The sequence below is a fragment of the Rhodococcus mengyinensis genome (assembly GCF_048381435.1).
Classification (GTDB): domain Bacteria; phylum Actinomycetota; class Actinomycetes; order Mycobacteriales; family Mycobacteriaceae; genus Rhodococcus_F; species Rhodococcus_F opacus_D.
Window position 1 is genome coordinate 1 of the sequence record NZ_JBLWIT010000045.1, and the last position, 25,294, is coordinate 25,294.

23 protein-coding genes and 3 pseudogenes are annotated in these 25,294 nt (G+C 62.3%); 19 read left to right on the forward strand and 7 right to left on the reverse strand.

The genetic code is table 11. The annotated features are described in order from the left end of the window. The 3 genes and pseudogenes from ACNJ7E_RS08430 to ACNJ7E_RS08440 form a co-directional block, all read left to right on the forward strand. Positions 1-125 (forward strand): annotated as a pseudogene (locus tag ACNJ7E_RS08430) (IS701 family transposase); the annotation flags it as partial. Then, entirely contained in the window at positions 122-283 is a 162-nt protein-coding gene (locus ACNJ7E_RS08435; protein ID WP_418339497.1) for a hypothetical protein, read from the forward strand. The pseudogene ACNJ7E_RS08430 and the gene ACNJ7E_RS08435, both read left to right, overlap by 4 nt. 81 nt (positions 284-364) lie before the next feature. After that, complete coding sequence (locus tag ACNJ7E_RS08440) at positions 365-652, forward strand: hypothetical protein (protein WP_157180128.1); 288 nt, start codon at positions 365-367, stop codon at positions 650-652. 144 nt (positions 653-796) lie between these two features. Here the strand turns inward: ACNJ7E_RS08440 and ACNJ7E_RS08445 are convergent, their stop codons facing one another. The 4 genes from ACNJ7E_RS08445 to ACNJ7E_RS08460 form a co-directional block, all read right to left on the reverse strand. Continuing rightward, a complete protein-coding gene (locus ACNJ7E_RS08445) occupies positions 797-2,380 on the reverse strand; it encodes an AMP-binding protein (protein WP_016881731.1) in 1,584 nt (527 codons plus the stop codon). A 206-nt stretch (positions 2,381-2,586) separates the two neighbouring features. Then, on the reverse strand, positions 2,587-3,180 hold the full coding sequence (locus tag ACNJ7E_RS08450; protein WP_418339600.1) for a PaaI family thioesterase: 594 nt from the start codon (positions 3,178-3,180) through the stop codon (positions 2,587-2,589). Between the two features lie 168 nt (positions 3,181-3,348). Further along, entirely contained in the window at positions 3,349-4,584 is a 1,236-nt protein-coding gene (locus tag ACNJ7E_RS08455; RefSeq protein ID WP_418339601.1) for an NAD(P)/FAD-dependent oxidoreductase, read from the reverse strand. Beyond that, positions 4,584-4,907 carry a 2Fe-2S iron-sulfur cluster-binding protein gene (locus ACNJ7E_RS08460; protein WP_016881728.1) on the reverse strand — a complete coding sequence of 108 codons (324 nt, stop codon included), beginning with the start codon at positions 4,905-4,907 and terminating at the stop codon, positions 4,584-4,586. Before ACNJ7E_RS08460 ends, ACNJ7E_RS08455 begins: the two co-directional genes overlap by 1 nt. A gap of 406 nt (positions 4,908-5,313) precedes the next feature. On the opposite strand from ACNJ7E_RS08460, the gene ACNJ7E_RS08465 reads away from it, so the two are divergent. The 9 genes from ACNJ7E_RS08465 (at position 5,314) to ACNJ7E_RS08505 (ending at position 12,464) form a co-directional block, all read left to right on the forward strand. Further along, positions 5,314-6,564, forward strand: coding sequence for a cytochrome P450 (locus ACNJ7E_RS08465; RefSeq protein WP_230990351.1), 1,251 nt, complete (start codon positions 5,314-5,316; stop codon positions 6,562-6,564). A 344-nt stretch (positions 6,565-6,908) separates the two neighbouring features. Beyond that, positions 6,909-7,802 (forward strand): SDR family NAD(P)-dependent oxidoreductase, encoded by an 894-nt coding sequence (locus ACNJ7E_RS08470; protein WP_418339602.1) that lies wholly within the window; start codon positions 6,909-6,911, stop codon positions 7,800-7,802. Next, the gene (locus ACNJ7E_RS08475) at positions 7,802-8,968 is read left to right on the forward strand and encodes a thiolase domain-containing protein (protein WP_109335949.1); all 1,167 of its coding nucleotides are present in this window, start codon (positions 7,802-7,804) and stop codon (positions 8,966-8,968) included. The genes ACNJ7E_RS08470 and ACNJ7E_RS08475 overlap by 1 nt, the downstream gene beginning before the upstream one ends. After that, positions 8,965-9,387: a Zn-ribbon domain-containing OB-fold protein gene (locus tag ACNJ7E_RS08480; RefSeq protein ID WP_418339603.1), complete on the forward strand. Its 423-nt coding sequence runs from the start codon at positions 8,965-8,967 to the stop codon at positions 9,385-9,387. The genes ACNJ7E_RS08475 and ACNJ7E_RS08480 overlap by 4 nt, the downstream gene beginning before the upstream one ends. Position 9,388: 1 nt before the next feature. Beyond that, positions 9,389-9,829, forward strand: coding sequence for an FAS1-like dehydratase domain-containing protein (locus ACNJ7E_RS08485; protein WP_418339604.1), 441 nt, complete (start codon positions 9,389-9,391; stop codon positions 9,827-9,829). Further along, on the forward strand, positions 9,826-10,284 hold the full coding sequence (locus tag ACNJ7E_RS08490) for a MaoC family dehydratase (RefSeq protein ID WP_418339605.1): 459 nt from the start codon (positions 9,826-9,828) through the stop codon (positions 10,282-10,284). The genes ACNJ7E_RS08485 and ACNJ7E_RS08490 overlap by 4 nt, the downstream gene beginning before the upstream one ends. After that, positions 10,274-10,717, forward strand: coding sequence for a nuclear transport factor 2 family protein (locus ACNJ7E_RS08495; protein ID WP_016881721.1), 444 nt, complete (start codon positions 10,274-10,276; stop codon positions 10,715-10,717). Before ACNJ7E_RS08490 ends, ACNJ7E_RS08495 begins: the two co-directional genes overlap by 11 nt. Continuing rightward, a complete protein-coding gene (locus tag ACNJ7E_RS08500) occupies positions 10,714-11,973 on the forward strand; it encodes an acetyl-CoA hydrolase/transferase family protein (protein ID WP_418339606.1) in 1,260 nt (419 codons plus the stop codon). The genes ACNJ7E_RS08495 and ACNJ7E_RS08500 overlap by 4 nt, the downstream gene beginning before the upstream one ends. Beyond that, positions 11,970-12,464 (forward strand): MaoC family dehydratase, encoded by a 495-nt coding sequence (locus ACNJ7E_RS08505; RefSeq protein ID WP_109335954.1) that lies wholly within the window; start codon positions 11,970-11,972, stop codon positions 12,462-12,464. Before ACNJ7E_RS08500 ends, ACNJ7E_RS08505 begins: the two co-directional genes overlap by 4 nt. A 102-nt stretch (positions 12,465-12,566) precedes the next feature. Here the strand turns inward: ACNJ7E_RS08505 and ACNJ7E_RS08510 are convergent, their stop codons facing one another. After that, the gene (locus tag ACNJ7E_RS08510) at positions 12,567-12,998 is read right to left on the reverse strand and encodes an SRPBCC family protein (RefSeq protein ID WP_418339607.1); all 432 of its coding nucleotides are present in this window, start codon (positions 12,996-12,998) and stop codon (positions 12,567-12,569) included. Between the two features lie 417 nt (positions 12,999-13,415). Between ACNJ7E_RS08510 and ACNJ7E_RS08515 the strand changes: the two are divergent. The 5 genes and pseudogenes from ACNJ7E_RS08515 to ACNJ7E_RS08535 form a co-directional block, all read left to right on the forward strand. Further along, positions 13,416-14,111: pseudogene (locus ACNJ7E_RS08515) on the forward strand (TMEM165/GDT1 family protein); the annotation flags it as partial. Positions 14,112-14,650: 539 nt separating this feature from the next. Then, entirely contained in the window at positions 14,651-15,148 is a 498-nt protein-coding gene (locus ACNJ7E_RS08520) for a DoxX family protein (RefSeq protein WP_418339608.1), read from the forward strand. A gap of 266 nt (positions 15,149-15,414) precedes the next feature. Next, the gene (locus ACNJ7E_RS08525) at positions 15,415-16,983 is read left to right on the forward strand and encodes an aldehyde dehydrogenase family protein (protein ID WP_418339609.1); all 1,569 of its coding nucleotides are present in this window, start codon (positions 15,415-15,417) and stop codon (positions 16,981-16,983) included. Between the two features lie 326 nt (positions 16,984-17,309). Continuing rightward, positions 17,310-19,256 carry a flavin-containing monooxygenase gene (locus ACNJ7E_RS08530; RefSeq protein WP_418339613.1) on the forward strand — a complete coding sequence of 649 codons (1,947 nt, stop codon included), beginning with the start codon at positions 17,310-17,312 and terminating at the stop codon, positions 19,254-19,256. 429 nt (positions 19,257-19,685) lie between these two features. Further along, on the forward strand, positions 19,686-20,060 hold the full coding sequence (locus tag ACNJ7E_RS08535) for a hypothetical protein (RefSeq protein WP_418339610.1): 375 nt from the start codon (positions 19,686-19,688) through the stop codon (positions 20,058-20,060). 43 nt (positions 20,061-20,103) lie between these two features. On the opposite strand, the gene ACNJ7E_RS08540 is transcribed toward ACNJ7E_RS08535, so the two are convergent. Further along, complete coding sequence (locus tag ACNJ7E_RS08540) at positions 20,104-21,306, reverse strand: IS4 family transposase (RefSeq protein ID WP_418339611.1); 1,203 nt, start codon at positions 21,304-21,306, stop codon at positions 20,104-20,106. 851 nt (positions 21,307-22,157) lie between these two features. Here ACNJ7E_RS08540 and ACNJ7E_RS08545 point away from each other — a divergent pair. Together ACNJ7E_RS08545 and ACNJ7E_RS08550 are read left to right on the forward strand one after the other, a co-directional pair. After that, entirely contained in the window at positions 22,158-22,526 is a 369-nt protein-coding gene (locus tag ACNJ7E_RS08545) for a transposase family protein (RefSeq protein ID WP_418339614.1), read from the forward strand. Between the two features lie 104 nt (positions 22,527-22,630). Further along, a pseudogene (locus tag ACNJ7E_RS08550) lies at positions 22,631-23,858 on the forward strand (DDE-type integrase/transposase/recombinase). A gap of 44 nt (positions 23,859-23,902) precedes the next feature. Here ACNJ7E_RS08550 and ACNJ7E_RS08555 read toward each other — a convergent pair. Continuing rightward, a partial coding sequence (locus ACNJ7E_RS08555) for an FAD-dependent oxidoreductase (RefSeq protein ID WP_418339612.1) occupies positions 23,903-25,294 on the reverse strand: 1,392 nt, incomplete at its 5' end.

The window sequence follows — 25,294 nt, forward strand, 5'->3', positions numbered from 1 at the left end:
ACCAGGTACGCACCTACCGGGCCTGGTACGCCCACATCACCTTGTCGATGCTCGCCCTCGCCTGGCTCGCCGGGACGAAAACCGAAGCGATAAAAGGGGAATCGGGATCGAAGATCAGGGCATGATCGCGTACACGCTACCCGAGATCCGCCGCCTGCTCGTGCAACTGATCCTGCGACACGCCCACCCGGACGAGCACATCTGGTCCTGGTCGAAGTGGCGACGGCGCCGACAACACCAGGCCCGCACCTCCCACTACCGACGTCGCGGACACTTCCCATAAGTGCCGTTGCAGTATTAAAGCGCGTGGATGACATTGCTGCGACGCCGAGCGCCCTTGAGGTCGGCGTTCCCCGGCCGGGTCATGCTCGATCTCGATCGACCGGCAGATTCGTGCATTCCGGGCAAGGTGTCCGGCGGAGGGAAATACTCCCATATCGCCTCCGGTCTCGAAGATGAAGACGACAGCCACTTTGCTGCTGAAACAGGGGATGGTCAGCAACAAGTCATGGGCGCACAGAAACGGTTCCATTGCTTCTCCGATGCCGGCATCAAGACTTACGACATCGCCGGCGATGGCGTCGATCCGCTCCAGCAACAACCGGGCCATGAGGTCAAGTCCTGGGAGGCGGTGTACGACATCGTCGCGTAGTCTTCGGCGGGTGGTTACGCGGGCAGCGCCGCTTGAGTCACCTCCTGAGCGGGTTCGGCAGCGGCGCCGTCGGGTGGACACCGCGGGAGCGGGCCAGCACGTCGAGCCCGAGATAGCGGCGGCCTTCGACCCCTCGGCATGCATTCAGTGCGGTATGGGCATACCCGCAGCCTCTCGATCCCAAGTGTGTGTGTTGTTCGGGCGTGTTCGTAGCTGGAACTTCTGCACGCGAAGGGTCTGGTTCTTCGGTAGCTCCGCGACGATTTCGATGAATCGGGGCACCATGAACCGGGGCAGTCGAGGAATGACAAATCGGATTAGATCCGACGGCTCTATGGTTCGGCCTTCGACCGGGACCACGAAGACTTTCACCTCTTCCTCACCGAACTGTGCGGGGACTCCAACACATGCCGCTTCGAGAACAGCGGGATGCGCCAGCACTTCGGCCTCCACTTGGAAACTGGAAATGTTCTCTCCACGGCGGCGCAACGTATCTCGCGTTCGATCGACATAGTAGTAGTTGTCATCGGGATCTCGCCGGAATGCATCGCCGGTGTGGAACCATCCGTTGCGCCATGCCGAAATCGTCTCGGTGGGGCGCTTTACATATCCGAGGTTCATCTCCCACGGCCGGTGAGTCCGAATGATCAGCTCGCCCACTTCGCCTGTCGGCACGGGCATGTCGTGCTCATCGACGATCCGCAACTCGACCCCTGATCGCGGCCGCCCCACGCTGCCCGGGACGATGTCCCCTCCAGGCTGCACGAGCAGCGGAGTGCTGATTTCGGTCTGCCCGTATACAGAGCTGAGCAAGTCGACGCCGAAACGCTGGCGAAAGCTCTCGTGGTCGGCGACCATCGGGGCTAGCACGACGGTTCGCAGTCGATGCTTTCGCTCCTCAGGGGAGGGTTCCTGCGCGAGTAGGAACTGCGCCATCGTGCCTACCAGCAGAGAATGCGTCGCCCTGGTTTCCGCGAGAACGTTCCAGTAGCGAGATCCGGAGAATTGGTCGCGTATGGCGAGGCTTGCCCCGGCGGACATGCAGACCAGCGCAGTCATCTGCCCGCTGACATGGAACAGTGGAGTGTCTACCAGCCATCGGTCTGTGTGCCTGAGTCCGCCGCCTTCTCCCATTGCGTTCACGCCGCCCATGTAGGTTGCTAGGTACGGTGTCAGCACACCTTTCGCGGTGCCCGTGGTGCCGGACGTGAAGTTGACGGCGTGCACGTCCCACGCTTCCAGTGGGGGGTCCAGAACTGGAGCTGCCGCAGTACCTCCTGCAAGTTCAGCTGGCGACACGACGGTGAGGTCGAGTCCGAGTTGGTCGATGCGTTCACCGAGGACTGCATCGGTGACGATCACGGACGCGGCAGATTCTGTGCATGCATGACGCAAGGTTTCTCCGCGGTAGGCCGTATTCACCGTGACCATGACAGCACCCAGGATGCTGACACCCCACCAAGCGCGCAGCCAGCTCAGACCGTTCGGCAGAAGGATCAGGACGTGATCTCCCCGGCACACACCGCGGTCCGCAAGAGCGCCGGCCGCGCGTTGCGCGTTCTCAAGAGACTTTGCCCAGTTCCATGTTTCACCGTCCGAACCGAGCGCGCACAGTTCGCGCGGGCGCACGGCGGCCTGGTGTTCGAGGATGTGGCGTGTCACCACCTTGTTTCGGTCCGGAAGTGGACCCACCTCCGATGAGTCCTCTGCCCCGGACGTGGTGTTCACGTCAACTCTCCTTTCGCAGGCAACCCGCATAGACCCGGGGTAGCGGCTTCGCCGTCGCTGAGTTCAGGCCCTGCTGTGATGCATGTAGCAGCCCGGATCGGCTGTTTACCGGTCCCGCAGATATGGCGGGAGGATTGCACCACACCATGCGATTCGAAGGTGTCTTCGTGGTGCACCGCAAGAGCTTGCCCAGCGTTCGGCTACCACTAAGGTTGGTCGGGTCTGAGCACGACGAATAGGGCTTCGGCGTCGGCTAACACATCCGACCCCTGGAGCAGTCGGCCCTCGGCGAAGATCTTTCGATCTTCTGAACGATCGATCCGTCCTTCGAAACGTAGTTCGACGTCGATTGGTGTGATGCGGCGGTAGTTGACGTGCAGATAGGCGGTGCGCGACCGATCGCGACCTCTGGCTGCGAGAGTTCCCAGCATCTCGTCGAAGAGCAGGGACACGGTACCACCGTGCGCAGCGATCCCGCCCGCGACGTGGGCGCGTCGGAATGTGATCCGGCCGCTGGTGTGCTCGGTAGATTCATCCTCAATGAGGATTGGAGGAAGTGTGGGGTGGCCTCTGCCGGGAAGATCACGCCGATTGCCTGCCGAAGACAGGCTTGAGTCGACGCTGTGCGCTTCCAGAGTTGCGCACGTGCTCAGGATATTGGCGGTGCTGGTGCGTACGACGTCTTCGGATTCGGTTGTCGCGGAGACCGAAGCGACGGCGTCGACGAGACGTCGGGTCGCCTCGAGTAGAGAACCGTAGGTGACAGAACCTGTAGGCCGGGTGCTCTCGAATATATCCATTTCAGTCCAAATCGTTCGGCGCCGACGGACGAAGGCAAATGCCTGCGGGCGGCGAGTTCATCGCGTGGAGGGAGTTGCCGAGGCTAGCCGTGTGGTGATATCCGGTGAAGCCGGTGATCCTCCGGCCGGGCTCAGCGGTGTCGGGGAGTCCCCTTCGGAAACCGAGCGTCATACGAGGGTCGCGATATGAGCTTTCAAGTCAAACGCGGTGTCGCCTGCCTGCTCGGGGGTGAGTGTGCCACCCGCGGAAAGCAGCTTGCGAGAGGCCATGTGGTCACCGGGGCGGTTGAGCGACTCGACCGCGCGTAGTGTCCCGTCGTCGAAACAGAACACTGAGAACTTTCCGTCCGCCGGGCTGCCGCGCACAACCGATTCGTCGCTGCCTGTCGTGAGTCCGGCGATCTGGAGCTTGAGGTCTGCCTGATCGCTCCAGAACCAGGGCACACTGTGATAAGGCTCTGGAGTGCCTGCGATCCGAGCGGCAAGGCATCGTGGTTGCGCGGTCGCATTGTGGACGGATTCCAAACGGACTATCCGTCCTTGCGCATAGGGGTTGGGGCACGCAGCGCAATCGCCTACGGCCGAGATCCTCGGATCCGCGGTTGTGAGGAACTCGTCGACCAGGATTCCGTTGTCGGTCGGGAGTCCGGCAGCCTCTGCGAGCTCGGTATTGGGTACTGCCCCCACGCCGACGAGAACGAGATCTGCGGGGAATTCTCGGCCGTCGGACGTAGTCACCGTAGTGACACGACCGTCGCGTCCTGAGAAGTTGGCGACGTTGACGCCGAGTTCCACGTGGAGGCCCCGAGACCGGTGCGCATCCAGAAGATAGTCTCCCATTCGAGGGGACAGGACCCGGCCCATCAGGCGATCAGCGAGTTCGATGACGACAGTGGGTATTTTCAGTTTCACCGCCGTCGAGGCAACCTCTAGTCCGATGAATCCTCCACCGACGACAACGACGTTGCTGACATCGGCCAGGCGACAACGAATATCGTCTGCTTCTGTGAGCGTGCGTAATCCGACGACTCCGTCGAGCGCGGCACCTTGCAGTGGGAGGCTCCGGTTCCGTGCACCGGTTGCGATGACGAGGTGGTCGTAGCCAAGAGGCACCCCGGAATCGAGTAGCACGGTGCCAGCAGCTCGATCGATTGTGGTGACGCGCTCAGAAAGCCGTACTTCGACCTCGTGCTGTTCGTAGAAGCTGCGGGGGTGGAGCCAGAGTCGGTCACGTGAGGAATTCCCGGTGATGTGGCCCTTGGACAGCGGAGGCCGCTGATAGGGCAGGTGCGGCTCGTCGCCGATGAGGATGATGCGCCCGGCGAAACCTTCCTCGCGGAGCGAAGTCGCGGTCTGCGATCCTGCCTGCCCGGCACCGACGATGACGACCGTCTGGGCCGGCATCAGTACTGCTCCGGGGGGAGGCGCACAACCAGCGAGTCGAGATCGGGCCCGAGCGTGAGCTGGCAACTGAGCCTGCTGCCGGGAAGCCGCGGTGAGGCGGTGTAGTCGAGCATCTCCTCCTCGTCTTCGTTGGGTGCACCGAGGCGCTCGATGTCGGCATCGTCGACGTAGACGTGGCAGGTAGCGCAGGCCAGCGTCCCGCCGCACTCGGCCACGATCTCACTGATGCCGTTCGCCAACGCTGCTTCCATCACCGAGGTTCCTTCATCGACCTCCACTATCACGTCGTCACCATCGAGGCGTTTGTAAGTCAGTTTCGCCACGGCTCATCTCCATCCTCTTGCCGGTAGGGCCGACCTTCAGCCCGGGGCCATGTCCCGGGTGTCAACGGCAGCGGGTCAAAGCGCTGGACCGCACGGATTTCAGCTGCCATTCCGGTAGTCTAAATCAAAACCGAAAAAGACGCACCACCGTATTCCGAGCGCGGTTGTAGAGGAAGGGGCACGACCGTGTGCGAACTGCGGTGTACTGGTCGAATGAAGCGACGATGTGACGTACTTGACAGTCGACCTAGCAGGAGATAGAAACAGAGTCGTTCTAATGGAACACAGAATTTCGTCCGGCGGAGCGCAGAAATCTGCTTCGACCTACGGATCACCTGATGCCGGTATGACGGAAATGGCTGGAACTGACCGCCGCGTGAGTGAATATCAAACTAGGAGCTTCATCATGAACGAGCCTGCCCTTGGTGTCACGGATGTGGGCGACCCTGCCCCCGATGCGGCGGCGGAGGCGGTGAATTTCAGTCCCCTCGACCCCGAGCTGGCCGATGACTTCTGGCCGCGGAACAACGACTTGCGCGAGCGATGCCCTGTCGCGTGGAGTACCGCGCACTGGAGCGCAGACGAATCCGGATTCTGGGTGCTGAACAAGCACCAAGATGTGATGGCTGCGGCAACGAACTGGAGTGTCTACAGCAGCGCCGACGGTGCGTCGCCGGTTCAGTTCGACCTCGACATCATGAGAATGGTCCCGCTGGAGACGGACCCGCCGCTCCACCGTGGCGTGCGGAAGGCGCTCAACAAGTTCTTCACACCCGAAGCGCTGACGCAGACGGAACCGAGCATTCGGGCCACAGTCGACGAACTCATCGCGCGGTGCGTAGAGAAGAGTCCGGCTGACTTCGTTGCCGAGTTTACCTCGCAACTGCCACCGATCGTGTTCTTCGAGACGTTCCTCGACAAGAAGGCATCCGAAATCGGTTGGATCATGGAGCTCATCGATATGCTGCTGACCCAGCCCGACAGGGTGATGGAGGCTGCTCCCCAGCTGTTGATGTTCCTCTCGGAGCTCCTGGAGTCGCGTCGAGCCGAGGGCCGCACGGATGATCTCGCTGGGACCATTGCTCACATGGGTACCGGCGAGGTCGACGATGGACTCGATCTCGACGAGCGGGCCCGGGTGGAAACGATGAATCTCATGGTTCTGGGAGGAATGGAAACCACCATGGGTGCGCTGGCTGGAATCGCACGCACGCTTGGCACCGACAATGAACTGCGGGTCAGTCTTCGGGACGCCGATTCGAAGACACTCGATCGGCATGTCGAGGAATTCCTGCGCTACGACAGCCCGGTGCCGACCGCCGGTCGTACCCTCGCCCAGGACGCTGAGGCGTCCGGCTGCCCGATGAAGGCTGGAGACCGGATTCTGCTGAACTGGGCGGCCGCCAACCGCGATCCGGAGAAGTTCCCGGAACCGGACACTCTCAACTTCGAACGCGCTAACGCAAACGCGCATCTGGCATTTGGCGCCGGCGTTCACCGTTGTCTCGGAAATCATCTGGCTCGCCGCGAGATCCGCGCCGCGGTACAGGCCATCAGCGAGCTCAGCGTCTTCGAACTCGAGCCAGGCTACGAGGTCAAGTACCGCCCGGCATTCGCGCGCGGGCCGATCAGCTTGCCGACGAAAGTTGCATACTGACTGGTTTTGTTCGAGATTCACAATCGAGGTGACCTGGCTCGGGATACCTGCCGAGGCGGCGGCGGTATCCCGAGCGAAGTGGCATCTGTTGCTGCGAGTAATCCAGTTGCTTGCGACTAGTGGTCCAGCAACAAAATCATGTTAGAATTAGATAGTCGATGTTCTTCCGATTGCCATGCGGTGGTGCTCTATAAGAGCAATTGGAAGTTATGAAATATCGTCGAGAGTTTGAGCGTTGCGCCTCTCCGTCGGCACCGCGAATCGCGGTTCGCTGAGGCGCCCAAGAGCTGAACGACCGAGCGGAAGGATCCGCTCAGAATCACGCAGGACGAGAGGAACCACACATGGGAACCCTGGATGGACGCGTTGCGATCGTGACAGGAGCGGGCCGCGGCATCGGCGGATCGGTTGCGAAGCTCTTCGCCGCTGAAGGCGCGACGGTCGTAGTGAACGACATCGGCGCTTCGCTGAGCGGGCTCGAATCCGATGGCAGTCCCGGCGATGACCTCGTCCGCGACATCGTTTCTGCCGGCGGGGCGGCGGTTACGAACGGCGCCGACATCTCCGACCACGAAGCGGCGCGCGATCTGGTCGATTCGACGATCGAGCGGTTCGGCAAGCTCGACATTCTCGTGAATGTCGCCGGGATCTTACGTGACCGAATGATCTTCAACATGTCCGAAGAGGAATGGGACGCCGTGATCAGGGTTCACCTCAAGGGCCACTTCAACACCATCCGACCCGCTTCCGCTCACTGGCGCAAGGTTGGCGATCCGAACGCGCAGAACAGGATCATCAACTACACCTCGCGAGCCGGTCTGCACGGTGCACCAGGCCAGCCCAACTACTCGGCAGCGAAGATGGGCATCGTCGGACTCACCTACTCGTGCGCCGTCGCCCTGAAGCGGTACGGCGTCACCACCAATGCCATCTCTCCTGCGGCCGCGACCCGGATGACCGATACCGCGAAGGTTTCCGGTGTGGATGGCCTCGCAGCCGACGAACTCTCGCCGGACAATATCGCGCCCGTCGCGGCCTTCCTCGCGTCCGAGCGTTCGGGATGGTGCAACGGCCGGGTCATCCACGCAAGGGGCTATGAACTTTCCCTCTACAGTGATCCGCAGCCACTCGTCACCATCGGCTCGGGAGGCCCGTGGGACCTCGATCAACTGGCGAAAGAAGCCGAAGAGACGTTCAAGCCCATCGTCGATGCCGCCCCTCCGAACCCGTTCGTCTGATGTCGATCAAGGGGAAAGCATTCATTGCGGGAGCGTACGAGCATCCCGGTCGTGAGTTGCCCGACAAATCCATTCCGCAGATTCATGCGGAGGTCGCCCTGGGCGCCTTGGCGGATGCGGGTCTCGGTCTCGCCGATGTCGATGGGTACTTCTGCGGTGCCGACGCGCCAGGTCTGGGTGGTCTTGCGATGGCCGACTACCTCGGTCTGAACCTGCGCCACATGGACAGTTCGGACATGGGTGGGTCGGTCTACATGTCTCATGTCGGACATGCTGCTGCCGCAATCGCGTCGGGTAAGTGTCGCGTTGCGTTGATCACGCTCGGTGGGAGGCCGCGGACGACGTCGTTGCGCGCTCCCGGTCAGTTGATGGGTGAGCCGCCGGAGAAGTACTTCGAGCCGATCTTCGGGGCCAACGTGAGTGCACTGTATGCGCTTGCAGCGCAACGTCATATGTACGAGTACGGTACGACCAGCGAACAGTTGGCCGAGATCAAGGTAGCTGCTTCCGTACACGCGCAGTACAACGAGAATGCGATGCTACGCAAGGTCGTCACAGTCGAAGAAGTGGTGAACTCGCCGATCGTGAGCTCACCACTGCACAGGCTGGATTGCTGCGTGGTCACTGACGGCGGCGGTGCACTCGTGTTGGTCGCGGACGATATCGCGGCCACCCTCGATCGCCACTGTGTCAAGATCCTGGGTCACGGCGAGGCCGTCGAACACACACGGGGCGGTTGGCAGGACATCACCACCACCGGTGGCGTCCGGTCCGGCGCCGATGCTTTTGGCGAAGCTGGTGTGAGCCGAGCCGACATCGACTACGTGGGTCTCTACGACTCATTCACCATCACCGTGCTTCTCGCGCTGGAGGACCTCGGATTCTGCCCAAAGGGTGAAGGCGGCAAGTTCGTTCAGGACGGCGCCCTACAATCGCCCAACGGTCGGCTGCCGTTCAACACTGACGGCGGCTCGCTCTGCAACAACCACCCGGCGAACAGGGGTGGCATGACGAAGATAATCGAAGCCGTCCGGCAGTTACGCAATGAGGCGCATCCGGCAGTACAGGTTCCCGATTGTGAGCTGGCGCTGGCACACGGCACCGGCGGCTGGCTGTCCACCCGGATGGGCAACGCCACGGTCATTCTGGGAAGGGAGGGCGCATGAGCACCACGGAACTTCCAAGCCCGAATCCGGAAATCCAACCGGAGACCGCGAGCTTCTGGGCCGCCACGCTCGAAGGCAAGCTACTCCTCCAGCGGTGTTCCGATTGTGGACGTGCGGGTTACTACCCCCGCTTTGTTTGCGCGAATTGCCACAGCACCGGTCTGGACGACTTCGAGGCAACCGGGCGCGGCACGATCTACAGCTACACCGTGACGACCCGCGGGATACTCGAGTACGCGACAGCGGGCTCATACGTGTTGGCCATGGTCGCTCTCGACGAGGGACCGAAGATGATCACCAACATCGTGGAGTGTGAGCCAGCCGACCTCCACATCGGTCAGACGGTCGAAGTGGTCTTCGCCGCCACCGGCGGGGCCGGGGCGCTGCCACGATTCCGGCCTGTCATCCAAGACGTCTGATATGACCAGCCACGAATTTCGAGTGGAACCAGGACATGTCCTCGCCTTCGCACGCGCTGTCGGCGACGAGAATCTCGTGGCCGCTTCGCCCGCCGTGGGGACTGTCGTTCCTACGACATTCCCCTCCGCGGCTGTCCAGTACGACCCGAAGCATATGCAAGGAATGCGGGCCTCCGGTGCCGATTCTCCGCACGGCCGAGGCAGTGTGCTGCACGCCGAGCAGCATTTCGAGTACTCGCGTCCGGTGCGGGTTGGCGATCAGCTGACCGTGGAGGAGTTCGAGGGTAGACGGTGGCGGAAGGAGAGTCGTCGCGCGGGATCACTCAACTTCCGGGAGGTGGTCAAGGAGTACCGGGATCAAGCCGGCGAAATAGTCATACGCTCGCGGATGGTTCTGGTTGAGACCGAGTTCGCCGTCTCGGACGGGACAGGGTCGACATGACCGGATTCGTGCACGACGACCTCACGGTCGGTAGCCGCCTCCAACGGGTGGTGTGCGAGCAGATCACACGCACTCAGATCGTGCAATACGCGGGCGCTTCGGGTGACTACAGTCCACTGCACACCGACGAGCCGAGCGCTGTTCGTGACGGCTATCGAGGTGTCATGGCGCACGGAATGATGGTGATGGCCGCCACGGAATGTGTTCTTGCGGAGGTTATCAGCCGAGATCGACTGATCTACTACGGTGCCCGCTTCAGGAGCCCGGTTTGGCCGGGTGACACACTGACCGCCACCGTGGAAGTCACTGCGGTGCGCGAGGAAGCGGATGGCCGGTACGTCGACCTGGAGGTATACACGACCAATCAGGACGGTGTCACCGTGCTGACGGGCAGCGCAAGCGCCCGCATCCGACACCCTGCCGACCGGCGGCAATCATCGAAAAATGGAGGATGACGTGGACGAGCACCCGAATGCCTTGGTTGTCCGCCGACTGATGGCGGCCCTTTCCGACCAAAATCGTGACGAGATCGAAGCTATCCTCGCCGACCAATGCGTCTGGCATGTTCCCGGGGACAACGTTCTATCCGGAGTCTACGAGGGACGCCGGGCAATCCTGTCGCTCTTCGGCAAGATGAAACGCATCTTCACTGGTGCTGCAAGGTTCGACATCATCGACATCACGGCGAGCGACGGTTACGCGGCGGCCTATCAGTTCGGCATCGTCCAGGTCGGTGGCCGAACGGTGAGGCTCAGGGAGTGCCTGGTCTACCGGATCGAAGACGGTCGCGTCGTGGAGGTCGACGAATTCCAATCCGACGATCTTGCCTTCGATGACGCATTCTCGGAAGAGGCGATTGCCGCCACCCAGACGACAGGCTTGAAATGAGCAACCCGAGAATTCTTGATCCTTCACGGGCTCTTGCACTGGTCGGCGACGGTGCCCATATCGTCGCAGCGCCAGGCTGTGGAGCCCCGACGACGATGCTGCACGCTCTGGGCAAGGACGCTCCCGGCCGCGGATGGACGTTGAGTTCTGGTCTACTGCTCGGGGATTACCCGTTCATCGATGCAGTGACGAACCGTGACCTACGGTATCGCACATGGCATGTGATGGCGCCGATACGCGCACTCGTCGCCGGCGGTGTCGTGGAATACGTGCCGCTTCGTGCCTCCCAAGTTGGGAGCTACCTGGGACGCCGTGGCGTGGACGTTGCGGTGGTCCGCGTGAGCCCACCGGACGGACATGGCTACTGTTCGGTGGGGCCGTCTGCAGGCTATAGCCTCGACGCCCTGCGAATGGCGAGTGTGCGCATCGGTGAGGTCGACCCCGCGCTTCCCAGAACGTTTGGAAGTACAACCGTCCACCGATCCGTCTTCGACGCTTTTGTCGACACCGCAGACCCGACACCGCGCTACGAGTCAGCGAAGCCAAATGAGACGAGCAACAAGATCGCCTCTCATGTTCTGAGCCTGCTCCCCGCGCATCCCACATTGCAGATCGGCATCGGCTCGATTCCCGAAACCGTCGTGAGCTCGCTCGGAGACGCCGACCTCGAATCTGTGCGATTTGCAGGCATGGCCACCGACGAGATGGTCGACCTCTTCGAGAGAGGGGTCATCCCCGCTGCCGGCGATGAGCCCGCGATCATGTCGCCCGAACTGATGGGAACAGAGCGCATAATGCAGTTTGCCGACTGCAACCCGGCGCTGAGCGTGTACCCATCGTCGATTGCGCATGACGCCGCCGTTCTGGGCGGTATTCGACGGTTCGTTTCCGTGAATACTGCGATCGAGGTGGATATGACCGGGCAGGTAAACAGCGAGATGGTTCGCGGCCGACAGGTTTCCGGTATCGGGGGCAGCCTCGATTTCGTCGACGCGGCGAGCCGATCAGCCGGGGGGCTACGCGTGATCGCGCTACCGTCAACCACCTCCGATGGTGCTCATTCCCGCATCGTCCCGTCGATCGGTCCTGGCGGCACCGTCACTATTCCGCGATCGATGGTCGACGCCATCGTCACCGAGTACGGGGTCGCGCGCCTGGATGGGCTCAGCGCCCGCGAGCGCACGGAGGCTTTGATCGCGATCGCACATCCTAACCATCGAGATTCTCTGGTCAATCAGGTAGGAGCACAACGATGACTGTTCACACTCGCCGGGGAAAGTACTTCGATGAACTCGTGATCGGCGACGTTTATGTACACCGTCCAGGACGAACGGTCACCGAGGCAGATAACCTGCTGTTCACGACCCTGACGATGAACACCCAGAGTCTGCACCTCGATGCCGCGTTTGCCGAAACCCGTGAGTTCGGTCAGCGGCTCGTGAACAGCCTGTTCACGATGTCGACTGTGGTCGGTCTGAGCGTAGCCGACCTCACCGAGGGGACGACGGTAGCAAACCTGGGCTTCTCCGAGATCGCCTTTGCTTCACCTGTTTTCATCGGAGACACGGTGACCGCTGAGACTGAGGTCCTTGCCAAGCGCGAGTCGTCCTCACGGCCCGGCCAGGGCATCGTGACCTTCGAGCATCGGGGGCACAACCAGCGGGGCGAGCTGGTCTGTACAGCGCGTCGGGCGGCCCTGGTCCTCGCTGCGAGCGCCGCCGAAGCCCTCGATGTGGATGTTCGCTGACACAACAGTCTTCGTGAGAACCACTGTTCCCTAGCGTGAGAGCGGCTGCTGACACGGATCCGGGTACCGCACCGCGGTACCGGATCCGTGTCAGCAGCCGGACTACTTCTCTGATTGGGTCTTGATTCCGGAGAGGTTCCCCTTGATCCCCTTATTGATGATCGACTTAAGCATGAAGTCCGGCACCGTCCATTTGATTGCGATATCCAACGAATAGATGAGCTTCGTGCCGGCGCCGTCTTGGACGAGCTGATAGGTCTGCTCCTGCTTCACGATCATGTCCCCCTCGGTGAGGGTTGATGTGATCGTGGAGCTGTCGGGGTAGCTGAAGGCGAGCGTGTATCCCGCCTTCTGACCCATGGCGGACACATCGAACTTCACTGTGGCCGGCCGGCCCTGATCATCTTTTTCCAGGATTTCCACCTTCTGCATTTCCTTCTGCCAGATGGGGTATGCCTCCACATCGAGGATCACCGATTGGACGGTTTCGATGGGCGCTTGGATGGTGGTGGACTCGGTAATGCTGCTGCTCATTCTGGCCTCCGTGGTTGTGTGATTTCGGGTGATTGCCGCGAGGGGCATGTTGATGCACCGGCTTCGTCGCTAGTCCGCTGTGGATTCTCCTGAGGTGGCGGGGATGTGGCGCAAACCTTTTCGTGAGCGGAACGGCGGCCCCGGCGCCACGCGTCGGTGACGTCCAGGACGGCCGCTCGGGGTTGTCAAGGCAGTGGCCAGCGGTTAGCCTAAATCTGATTCAGTTTAGAATATGTTTCCGGTGATTGCCACCCTCGCTTTCCAGAAATCCCGAGTCGGCTGACAAACGGGCAAAGCTGCTACGGGCACTGCGACTTTTCGACCACCAGATCGGGCCCAAAGTTCAACCCATCCGCCCGCGGTCAGTCCGAAGACACCCGCCCGACGGCTCCGATCGCCAACCTGAGAGGCCATGTCATGGATGGATTCGTATTCACGTTGGTTATCAGCTTCGGCGTGATCTTCGTGGCGGAGCTCGGCGACAAGTCACAGCTGATGGCATTGACGTTTGCTACTCGTTTCCGTCCGCTTCCCGTTCTCCTTGGTGTCACGATTGCAACGTCGTCGGTCCATCTGATCTCTGTTGCGGTGGGCCACGGTCTCGGAGGCTCGACAACTCCGGGCTGGACCTCATTGGCGGCGGCAATCGCCTTCGTCGGGTTCGGAGTGTGGACGCTGCATGGTGACAGCCTGAGCGAGGAGGACGAGGCAAGAGCGCGTCGCAGCGTTCGCTCTGTCATCATTGCGGTGTCCACGGCCTTCTTCCTCGCCGAACTCGGTGACAAGACGATGCTCGCCACGATCGCACTGTCGGCGCAGAACGGTTGGTTCGGAGTATGGCTGGGGTCAACCGCGGGCATGGTCGTTGCCGACGCGCTGGCGATCTGGATCGGAATACGGATGGGCCGGCATTTGGATGCTCAAGTAGTCCAGCTGGGGGCATCTGCATTGTTCTTCGGATTCGCACTGTGGCTTGCCGACCGTGCCGTGTCGGAACTGACCGGTTTGTCGATCCTTGACCGCTTCGCAGTGCCGTTCGAAGGACGGGTGGCGAGTGTAGTTGCGACGGTGCTGGGAGTCCTGGCGCTCACGGCGGTATGGATCACGCGCCGACACGCGCTCGGCCGGGGTCTGTGGCCGCGTCGACGTGCGGTATGGGGCAGTGCGGTGTGGTGGGCGCGCATCCTGTTCGGCGCGGCAGCTCTGCTCGGCATTCTGGCACCCATCGCCGTTCTCACCGGCGCGGTGGAACCGATCGATCTCGATCTGCTCGCAGAACCGGGTCTAGTGACCATCGGCGCTGCCCTGCTACTACTCGGCGTGAGCGTCGTGTTGATCGCGCAGGTTCAAGTGGGTGCAGCGCGGCGTGCGGGGTCGTCTGGCGGCTCACCGCTCGCGACGCGCGGAGTCTTCAGCCGTACGCGGAATCCGGGATTCACCGGAATGGCGATCGCGAACGGGGGAATGCTCTTGATGGTCCCGACGGTCCTCTCGGTTCTCAGCGCAATTCTGATGTTGGCAGCAGCCCGAGTACATGTGCGAGGTGTCCGGGAACCAGCCCTTATCAGAAAGCAGGGAGAACTCTTCGCCGAGTACTCCGACCGCGTGGGCAGGTTCTTGCCCCGCATTCGATGAAAGGAGCGCATCGCGCAATGAATGGTATCGAGTTGGCAAGGATTGGACTCCGTACGGTCGTCGGCACGACGATGGTCGCGCATGGCGTGAAACACGGCCGGACGTTGGACGGGACTGCAGGTTGGTTCGAATCGATCGGGTTCCGCCAGCCTCAAATTCAGGCTCGTGCGAGCGCGATCGTGGAGGTCGGTGCAGGCGCCGCACTGATCGCTGGAATTGCTACTCCACTTGCTGCTTCGGCTGTTGTCGCCACCATGGCGGTTGCCGCACGCACAGTGCACAAGGAGAACGGATTCTTCATCACGTCGGAGGGCTATGAGTACGTGCTCAATCTAGCCATGGCATCGGTCGCGGTCAGTGCGCTGGGGCCCGGGCGATGGAGTGTGGACCGGCTCATACGTGCCGATTCCCGATCCTCTGGTATGCAGCGTGCCGCAGTCACCGCAGGTCTCGGTGTGGCCGCGGCGGCCACACAGCTTGCGGTCTTCTGGCGTCGCCCGCCCCGGAGACTCTAGACGTGAGCCAATCTCCGGGCTTCTCGCGGACCGAAACTTGGTCGCCTCGGTGACGCCATCAGCCCTAGCGGGCCTGACAGCTAGTGTGTTTCAATTCATTGATGTAGAAATTTTGTTAGATTTCTGCGACAGCACGGACCCAAACGGAGTGCCATGCGCCCGCGAACGGCGGCTCGATTCCACTTCAGTTGTCGCTAGCCGGCCGAGTTGCACGACGACATACGCAGAGATGCTCGATCGCTCTGCGTCGAGAGAGGACAGTCGACATGACAGCAGAAACCACGGAGCAGGCCGTCTCCACCGGTCCCTCCGAGGGAAGGAGCATGATCGAGGTACGCTGCCCCGCTGACGGGCGGCTCGTAGGCCGAGTTCCCGACCTGGGTGCGGCAGGAGTCGCTTCGGCCGCGAAACAACTGCGTGAAGCGCAGCCGGAATGGGAGGCGATCGGACCGACCGGCCGCGCGAAGCATATGCGGAAATTCCTCGACTGGATTCTCGACAACGAAGCAAACCTCATCGGGATCATGCAGGAGGAGACCGGCAAGTCGTGGGGTGACGCCTCGCTCGAGATCGCGATGGCCGTTGATTTGATCAATTACTACAGCGGTCACGCCGCTGAGTTCCTCGCTGACCGAAAGGTTCGCAGCTGGGGAGCAGCGGGAATGACCAAACGCCTCAGAGTTTTCGCCCGCCCGTACCAGCTGGTCGGCATGATCACTCCGTGGAACGGGCCACTCGGCGGCCCGATGCTCGATGGCGTGGCAGCCCTAATGGCTGGCGCCACTGTTCTCTTCAAGCCGTCGGAAGTCACACCCTTCACCTGGGCCGAGGCCTCGCGTGGCTGGCTCGAGGACATTGGAGCACCACCCGTACTCGCGAATATCACGGGCGGTGCCGAGGCCGGCGCAGCGGTTGTAGACGAGGTCGACATGGTGATGTTCACCGGCTCGACCCGCACCGGGCGCAAGATCGCGGCACGAGCCGGCGAGCGGCTCATTCCATGCAGTCTTGAACTCGGCGGTAAAGATCCGATGATCGTACTGGCAGATGCGGACATCGACCGGGCGTCCAGCGCTGCGGCCTGGGGTGGGATGTGGAACTCCGGGCAGATATGCATTTCCGTGGAGCGGGTCTACGTCGAGGCTCCGGTCTACGACGAATTCGTCTCGAAGGTGACCGAGAAGGTCGCGAATCTTCGACAGGGAATGGACCCCGACGGCAGCTTCGCAACCGACGTCGGAGCGATGTGCACTCCGGCGCAGATCGACATAGTGAAAAGTCACGTTGACGATGCCCTCGCGAAGGGGGCGCGCGTGCTCACCGGCGGAAAGCGGGCCGAGACCGGGCAGTTCTTCGAACCGACTGTTCTGGTCGATGTAGATCACTCGATGCTGTGTATGCGAGACGAAACCTTCGGTCCCACTTTGCCGATCATGAAGGTGGGGGATGAGCGTGAGGCCGTCCAGCTTGCCAACGACACCCCGTACGGGCTGAGCGCGAGTGTGTGGACGTCGGATCATAGACGCGCGGACCGTATTTCGCGTCAGGTTGAGGCGGGAGCTGTGAACCAGAACAACGTCATGATGAGTACGTTCCAGATGACGATACCGATGAGCGGTTGGAAGCAGTCGGGCGTGGGCAGTCGCTCTGGTGGAGCCCCCGGCATGCTCAAGTTCTGTCGACAGCAGTCGGTGGTGTCCGAACGAATCAAGTTGAAGTCCGAAGCGCATTGGTATCCCTACGTGCCGAAAAAGAGCCGCTTCCAGGCGAAGATGGTGCGGTTCTTGGGCGCTCACGACTGGCGGCGGCGGTTAGGTCGTGCGCCCAAGCGCTGATGGCGCGCAAGTAGGCGGTGCCGAGACCGAGCGGCGCCCGTGTGGTCGGTTCCCAGTTGGGAATACTCCATGCGGGCGCCGTTGGTGTCTTGCGGGTGCCGGTAACGCCCCTGGTGTGTCAACCTGACGGGAGGTTGCGCCACCATAATCTATGTTCACTTCGTATCAACTGTCCCCTACCTGTGGCTGGCTTTACCAGGTAAAACAGACCGGTGCGCCGCCGCAGGTGTTGCGAAATAATTGGTGTGTGGGGCACAATATCTAAGACGATTTAGATGACGTATCTGGCAACGTGCCACAACACTGAAGGAGAGCATGTGCCGTCGATGATGAATCCGCGGGGTCCGATCGATGAGGTCCGCCTCCGCCAAGCGGTTCAAGTTGCCAACCTGCCCACGCTGACGATGGTGCTCTTCCAACTGACCGGGGATGAGCGATGGCTCCAGGACCCTTACCGCCCGCAACGTGCGCGGGGCTTGGGCCCGAACGATTCCGGTGGGTTTCCTCCTGACGTTGCCGACGTAATCCGATTGAACGCCGTATCCGCGATTGTCGAGTGGTCGCGTGGTGCTCCGCCTGTGGTCCCAGTTCCGGAGCCTGAGTTGCTCAAACAGATGCTCAGTACCTGTATGGGGGAGGAGATCCCGGACGAGTACGAGCGATTGATGCGGGAGGAGATGGGGTTCGTACCAGCGCCGAAAACTGAACCGGTACAAGCCGGTGACTTCTCTGTGGTGATCATCGGTGCGGGTATATCCGGCATGATCGCCGCGATTCGTTTGAAAGAAGCCGGCATTCCCTTCGTGATCCTTGAGCGCAATCCCGATGTCGGCGGGGTATGGCTCACGAACTCCTATCCGGGAGCGGGTGTGGACACGCCGAGCTACCTCTACTCCTTCTCGTTCTTTCCGCGCAATTGGTCGACGCACTTCGGCAAGCGGGATGAGATGGTGGAATACCTCCACGAGGTCGCAGACCACTTCGAACTGCGCCGGAGCATCGTTTTCGAAACAGAGGTGGAGTCGGCGGTCTACGACGAATCGGCGCAGCGTTGGACTGTGAGTTCCCGCGATCGAAACGGCGCTACTCAGGAGTTCACAGGTAATGCCGTCATCAGCGCCGTTGGTCTCTTCAACAAGCCGAAACTGCCGCAGATACCAGGAATGGACTCCTTTGAAGGACCGATATTCCACACTGCGCAATGGCAGGACGGTCTAGATCTGGCGGGTAAGCGCGTCGCCGTCGTCGGTACTGGTGCGAGCGCCATGCAGGTTGTTCCCGCTGTGGCAGACGAGGTAGCCAACCTCACGGTATTTCAACGTTCGCCGCAGTGGATCGGCGCCAGCGACGAATACTTCGCGCCGGTGCCGGAAGAGGTTCATTGGTTGATGGAAAATGTCCCGAACTATCATGCGTGGTACAGGTTCCGGTTGGCCTGGGTGTTTAACGACCGTGTCCACGCATCGCTGAAGATCGACCCGGACTGGAAGCATTCGGATCGCTCTCTCAACGCCGTTAATGACGGGCATCGTCGCTACTTCACCAGGCATCTCACCTCCCAGCTCGAGGATCGACCGGACCTAATCGAGAAGTGCTTGCCGCACTACCCACCCTTCGGCAAACGGATGTTGCTCGACAACGGCTGGTTCGCTGCACTCAAGAAGGACAACGTCGAACTGGTTACGGACGGGGTCTCGGAGGTGACTCGAACAGGCGTGGTGAGCAGTGCCGGTGAAGAATTCGACGCAGACGTGATCGTGCTGTCCACTGGGTTCGATGCGTCTCGCTACCTCCAGCCAATCGAGGTGATCGGTCGGGGTGGGCGCTCGTTGCGCGACACGTGGGGCGATGACGACGCTACGGCGTACCTCGGAATCACCACGCCAGGGTTCCCGAACCTGTTCTTCATGTATGGACCCAACACAAACTCTGGCGCGGGGGGGTCCTACTTCTTCATAGGGGAGTCTCAGGGGCGTTACATCGTGGAACTGATCACGCGGATGGTCCGTGAGGGGCACGGCGCGGTGGAGTGCCGGGTCGAACCGCATGATCGATGGGTCAGAGAAATCGACGCCGAACATTCGCAAATGGTATGGAGCCATCCCGGAATGTCGACGTACTACCGTAATTCTCAGGGCAGGGTGGTCACGAACTCGCCTTACCGGGTCGTCGACTATTGGGCAATGACACATGATCCGGATCTTGCGGATTTTGTGACCGAACCAGTTTCCGTAACAGCGATTGCCGATGCAGCAGGAGCGCGCGCTGGATAACCGAACCGAGCTACGGTGCCCGCGTCACGAGCCAGCGCGGGCACCAGCAGGGGCAGGTCCGTTCCCTCCGTTGAGGACTCTTCAACACGGTGCGGGCGGTCCAGTATGAAGTCTGAGCTGCGGCCCGCTGGGTGCCGGGTGTAGTGGAAGCGTATCCGCCGTACAGTTCCCACCACTCCTCGGCGCGTTTGGCGGTTTCGCGAGCGGGGGTCGTAGCCCTCGGTGCGGGCATTGGCCCGAGAGACGTTCTCATGCGGGAAGCAATCGCCGCGATCCGCTCACTCGGGGTCGAGTTTGCTGCCGCCGCGATCTCAGAGTTTCCAGGCGTTCCGCCGGCGTAACCTTGGTGATCTGCGTTTGTTCGCCAACTGAAGCAGATGGAGATCATCGACCACGAGTGTCTCGTTCGGCAGCAGTCCCGCGGGGTCGATGGCCACGTATTCGATCGCCTCCCGGAACTGCGGCGTGCGTTGTTTTCAGGCGGGCGATCAACGCCGCCGTGTGGTGCGCCCTTCTGTACCAGGATCCCCGGTTGTCGGACAGTCGATGAAGCCGGTGTTCCAGGGATCTCAAATCCGAGGTTGCCCGCTCAAGATTGAATTGAAGAGCCCCGTTGAGGGGAGTGCGGGAACTCCTAAAGCCAATACCGTTCAGCTAGTGAACAAGGATGGTGCATATCGGCGGCTGGGTGGGTTGTGGATGGTGTTGGTGGTGCGCGCGTTTGGCGGCCCACTTGAGGACTTTGCGTTTGACGACCTGGGGGTTGGCGCGGTGGCGGCGTGCGGGATTGATTCGACGCAATGATTTGTCGATGCCGCGGTTCCACAATCTGGTGGCAGCGTTGTGGTTATGTGGGGGAAAAGGAGCTGTGGGACAGGGATCGTCGGGCGATCCGCAGGGCGGCGACGAAGGAGACCCGGTCCGGGTCGTGACCGCCGGCGGTCGCGGCATCGAGCATGAGGGTGCGGATGGCGTAGTGGCAGCACAGGTGCCCCCAGATTTCCTGCTGCACCAGCGGTGGCGATTTCGACCGCAGCACGGCGCGTGGTCCGCGCTGATGGGTTTTCAGCTCGTCGAAGGTGTTCTCGATTTCCCACCGTTGGGCGTAGGCGAGGGCCAACTCTTCGGCAGGTGCATCGGAGGGGTCGAGGATCGTGGTCAGCAACCGGTACTGCTCGGGGTTCTCCCGCCCGTCGTCGAGGGTGTAGTCGATCACGCGCACCGTCAGTGCGCGCTGCCGCCGATTCCTTCCGGAGGTGGGGACGATCTGCGCCAGCCAGGATCCGTCGTCGAGGGTCTCGAGGTGCCGAGGCGAGAGCGTTGATGCGACTCTCCACAGCAGATCGGCGCCGGTGGCGGCGGCTCGGGTCCACATGCCGAATCCGTAGACGCCGCGGTCGGCGAGCAGCAGCATTCCCGGTTCGAGGGTGTCCATCAGATCGTGCGCCAGCTCCCGCTCGGAGGTGCGGCACGATCCGATCGCGGCGTCGAAGACCGCGTGGGTGCCGCACTCGGCGACCGCCACCAATCGTGCCTGCGGGAACGCGGACTGCTCGCCGCGACTCGATCCGGGCCGCCCGAAATGCTCGGCGTTGGCCGGGGTGTCGGGCAGGTCGAGGCAGGTCCCGTCGAGGGCCACCAACCGGCGCCCCGCGAGCCAGGATCCGGGCGTACCCGTGTCGGCGAGAGGTCGTGCGACACGGCGGAACAGCTCCCGCACCGGTTCGTATCCCAGACGTGAACGGGCCTGAAATATGGCCGATTTCGTCGGCGGCGACCAGGACTGCGACCATCCCGACGACCACGACAAACCGTCGGTCAGCTGCTCGAAGACCTCCTCGTAGGAGCCCTGCGAATTCAATGCCATGCCGATCGAGAAATACGCCGTCACGCGAGCGGTCAACGACCTACTGCGCTGCTCCCTGCGACCGCATTCCGCGACCACCTCATCGACCAAGGATGCGGGAAACACCCTGGTCAACAACCCCACCGACACCACATCCGACAACCGCCGATCCGAGACCGGCTTCACCCATCCACTCCGAGGCACACCTCATCGTATCGCAAACATCACTAACTGAACGGTATCGCTTCTAAAGCGTAGGGGAGCGCTCGATGCGGTTCCGGTGGCTCACTTAGCGCTATCGGTCCACTGCGATTGGGGTGAAGGGCATTTCGGTCTCGCGGCGCTTTGTTTAGGTGTAAGTACAGCGGTGTCGCGGAGCGTCACCTTCTGAACTCCCCAGCGATCTCACGGAACGTCAGGGCTGCATCCACGACGATGCTGCACGAGTCCACAGCCGCAACCCGTCGGGACGTGCGGTCCTATCCCATCGCATTGTTCGACGAATTTCGCACCCAGGCACCCAAGAATTCGCGGGCCTGGGTGCGAGCGGTTGTGCACTCCGTTTGCGACCAATCGGACACCAATTCAATTCGTGCCCAATTCGTTCGGGTGATCGATGCGTTGTCGGTGTAGGTGCCCAGGGGTGGCCGATATCACCCTGCGTCGCGCCCGGCCGATCTCTGCGTGTTTACTGGTTTTAGGAATCGTTCTGGAGGTTAGAAGAAGTCAAGACTATCGTGCGAGACGGACGAAGTCTTCGAGACCGCGGGTGCCGCGGTCAGCAGTCCGTCGAACAGTTGAGAAGGACGATGCCGACGTTCCGAGCCACCGACATCGTGGCTCTGGCAGTCTGAAGTGGTTCTGGCCCACTTTCCGTGATGGTCGTGTTCTCCGCGTGTCGCCCCCGGTGGGGTGGGGATTGTGAGAGATGATCTTGCTGGTGTTCCGGAAGCTGTTGTGACCTGCGTGTTTTGCTTCCCCACCTGGTGGGTGTCGCGATCGATTCGATCGACGTCACTTAGGGCGGGGTGAGCATTCGCGCTTCCCCACTGTCGGTGTCGGCGTCCTGCCCCACCTGCGGTGATACCTCCGAGCGAGTGCACAGCCGATACGAACGCACGGTGGTCGACACCGCGATCGGTAATCGACCGAGTCGCCTCGTCCTGCGGGTGCGCCGATTCCTGTGCAGTTCGACCGCGTGCGACCGGCGCACCTTCGCCGAGCAGATCGACGGTGTGACCACGCGATATGCGCGACGCACCCCACTGCTGCGGGGAATCCTCGAAAGGATCGGGCTGGCGCTGGCCCGCCGCGCCGGAGCCCGACTGGCGACAGCACTGGGCGTGCACGTCGGACGCAGCACCCTGCTACGACTTGTCCGTGCGCTTCCGGACCCGCCGGCAGCAACGGTGGAGGCGCGTTGACTCATCGAAAATGCCCGCGTAGCCGCCTTCGTTGACGCACTCGAGAATGCCCGCGTGCGGCGTGTCGCTTGAGCGTGCGTGCGGGGTTGCGCTACCGCCGGAGGATGGGATTGACGATGGCCGAGCGCAAAGCCGTGACGAAGACGATCGCGACCCGCTACAAGCGGGCGGACAAGGCCGGTAAGGCGAGGATCCTGGACGAGTTGTGCGCCACCACGGGCTGGCATCGCGATCATGCCCGTAAGGCGTTGCGTGGCGCACTGCGGCCGCGGGTGGTGCGCCCGCGGACGCCGCGTCCACCGACGTACGGTCCGAACGTCATTGCCGCGCTGATCTTCTGCTGGGTAGTGTTGGGGATGCCCGCCGGCAAGCGGCTGGCCCCGATCCTGGGCGAGCTGGTGCCGCGGCTGCGCCACTTCGGCGAGTTGGACATCGACGACGACACCGCTGCGTTGCTGGTGTCGATGTCGGCGGCCACCATCGACCGGCGCCTGACCCCTGAACGGCGCAAGCACGAGCTGGGGGGCCGCAGCCACACCAAGCCTGGGTCGGTGCTCAAGTCGCAGATCCCGATCCGTACGTGGGCGGACTGGGACGACGCGAAACCGGGGTTTGTCGAGATCGACCTGGTCGGCCATGAGGGCGGCAACGCCGAAGGTGAACATGCCTACACGCTGACGGTGACCGACATCGCCACCGGGTGGACCGAGAACCGCTCCGTGCGCAACAAGGCCCGCAAATGGGTGATCGCCGCCCTGGACGAGATCGCGAGAATCATGCCGTTCCCGATCCTGGGCGTGGACAGACAACGGCTCGGAGTTCATCAATCATCACCTGCTCGCGTGGTGCGAGAAACGCGAGATCACCTTCACCCGGTCGCGGCCCGGCAACTCCAACGACGGCGCTCATGTCGAGCAGAAGAACTGGGCGATCGTGCGCGCCATCGTCGGCTACCACCGCTACGACACCGAGGCAGAATTGTTGCTGCTCAACAAGATCTGGGCGCTGCAGTCGAACCTGGCCGACTACTTCTGCCCACAACAGAAACTCGTCTCGAAGGTCCGCAACGGCGCGAAGGTCGCCAAGAAGTACGACGTCGCGACCACCCCACACCGGCGCGCCGAACACCACAAAGCGGTCGGGAAACACGACAAGGAGATCCTTGCCGACACCTACGCGGGCATCAACCCCGCCGCCCTCCAACGCCGGATCCAGGCGCTCACCACCGAACTGCTGACGCTAACCACCAGCAAGGCAGGGCCAGCCCGAAAGGCACCCGTCACGCGGGCATCCACAAATGAGTCAACGAATCAGACTTCGCGGGCATATTGACGTGAGGCAATAGGCGCGTCTCCAGACAGTGTCGGCGATGGAGTCTATCGGTTCCGCGCTTTGTCGGGCTCGCTGGCCGCGACCATTTCGTGGCGTTCGACGACCTTGATTCGCTCGCGGCCCTCGGGCTCGCCCAGGCTGCGCTCGTGCGCGTCGAGGCGGTACCAGCCCTGCCAGGTGGTGTACGGGACCTGCTTGCCCTCGAGGAAGTCGATGATCGCGTCCTCGGACGGGTTGGCGGGCTCGGCGAAGCCGGACCGGTCCTCGAGCAGGTTCGCGACGGTCTCGTTCGCGTCGCCCTTGGTGTGGCCGATCAGGCCGACCGGGCCGCGCTTGATCCAGCCGGTGACGTAGGTGGCGGGCATGAACCGGTCGTTGCCCTCGGCGGTTTCGTCGGCGATGACGCGTCCGGCCTCGTTCGGGACGGTGCCGGCCTGCTCGTCGAACGGGAGCTTGGCGATGTTCTGCGACAGGTAGCCCACCGCGCGGTACACGGCCTGCACGTCCCAGTCGTTGAACTTGCCGGTGCCCTTGACGTTTCCGGTGCCGTCGAGCTGGGTGCGCTCGGTGCGCAGGCCGACGACCTTGCCGTCTTCGCCGAGCACCTCAGTGGGCGATTCGAAGAAGTGCAGGAACAGCTTGTGCGGCCGGTTGCCCACGTCGCGGATGGCCCAGTCCTGCAGGGTGCTGGCGACCATGTCGACCTGCTTGGAGTTGCGGCGCGCCTGCTCGGAGCCCTCGTCGTAGTCGATGTCCTCGGGGTCGACGATGACCTCGATCGTCGGCGAGTGGTCGAGTTCACGCAGCTCGAGGGGGGTGAACTTGGCCTGCGCCGGTCCGCGGCGACCGAACACGTGGACCTCGACGGCCTTGTTGGCCTTGAGTCCCTCGTAAACGTTGGCCGGGATCTCCGTCGGCAGCAGTTCGTCGCCGGTCTTGGCGAGGACGCGGGCGATGTCGAGGGCGACGTTGCCGACACCGAGGACGGCGACCTTCTCGGCCTCGAGGGGCCAGGTGCGCGGGACGTCAGGGTGGCCGTCGTACCAGGAGACGAAGTCGGCGGCGCCGTAGCTGCCGTCCAGTTCGATGCCCGGGATGCCCAGGGCGCGGTCGGCGTTGGCACCGGTGGAGAAGATCACCGCGTCGTAGAAATTGTGCAGGTCTTCGAGGGTGATGTCGCTGCCGTAGTCGATGTTGCCCAGCAGGCGCACCGACGGCTTGTCGAGCACCTTGTGCAGGGCGGTGATGATGCCCTTGATGCGCGGGTGGTCGGGTGCGACGCCGTACCGGATCAGACCGAAGGGGGCAGGCATCCGCTCGAAGAGGTCGATGCTGATCCCGCCGTCAGACGCGGCATCGGATTTCATGAGAGCGTCGGCTGCGTAGATACCGGCGGGGCCGGCACCCACGATCGCAACGCGCAACGGACGTGTCTG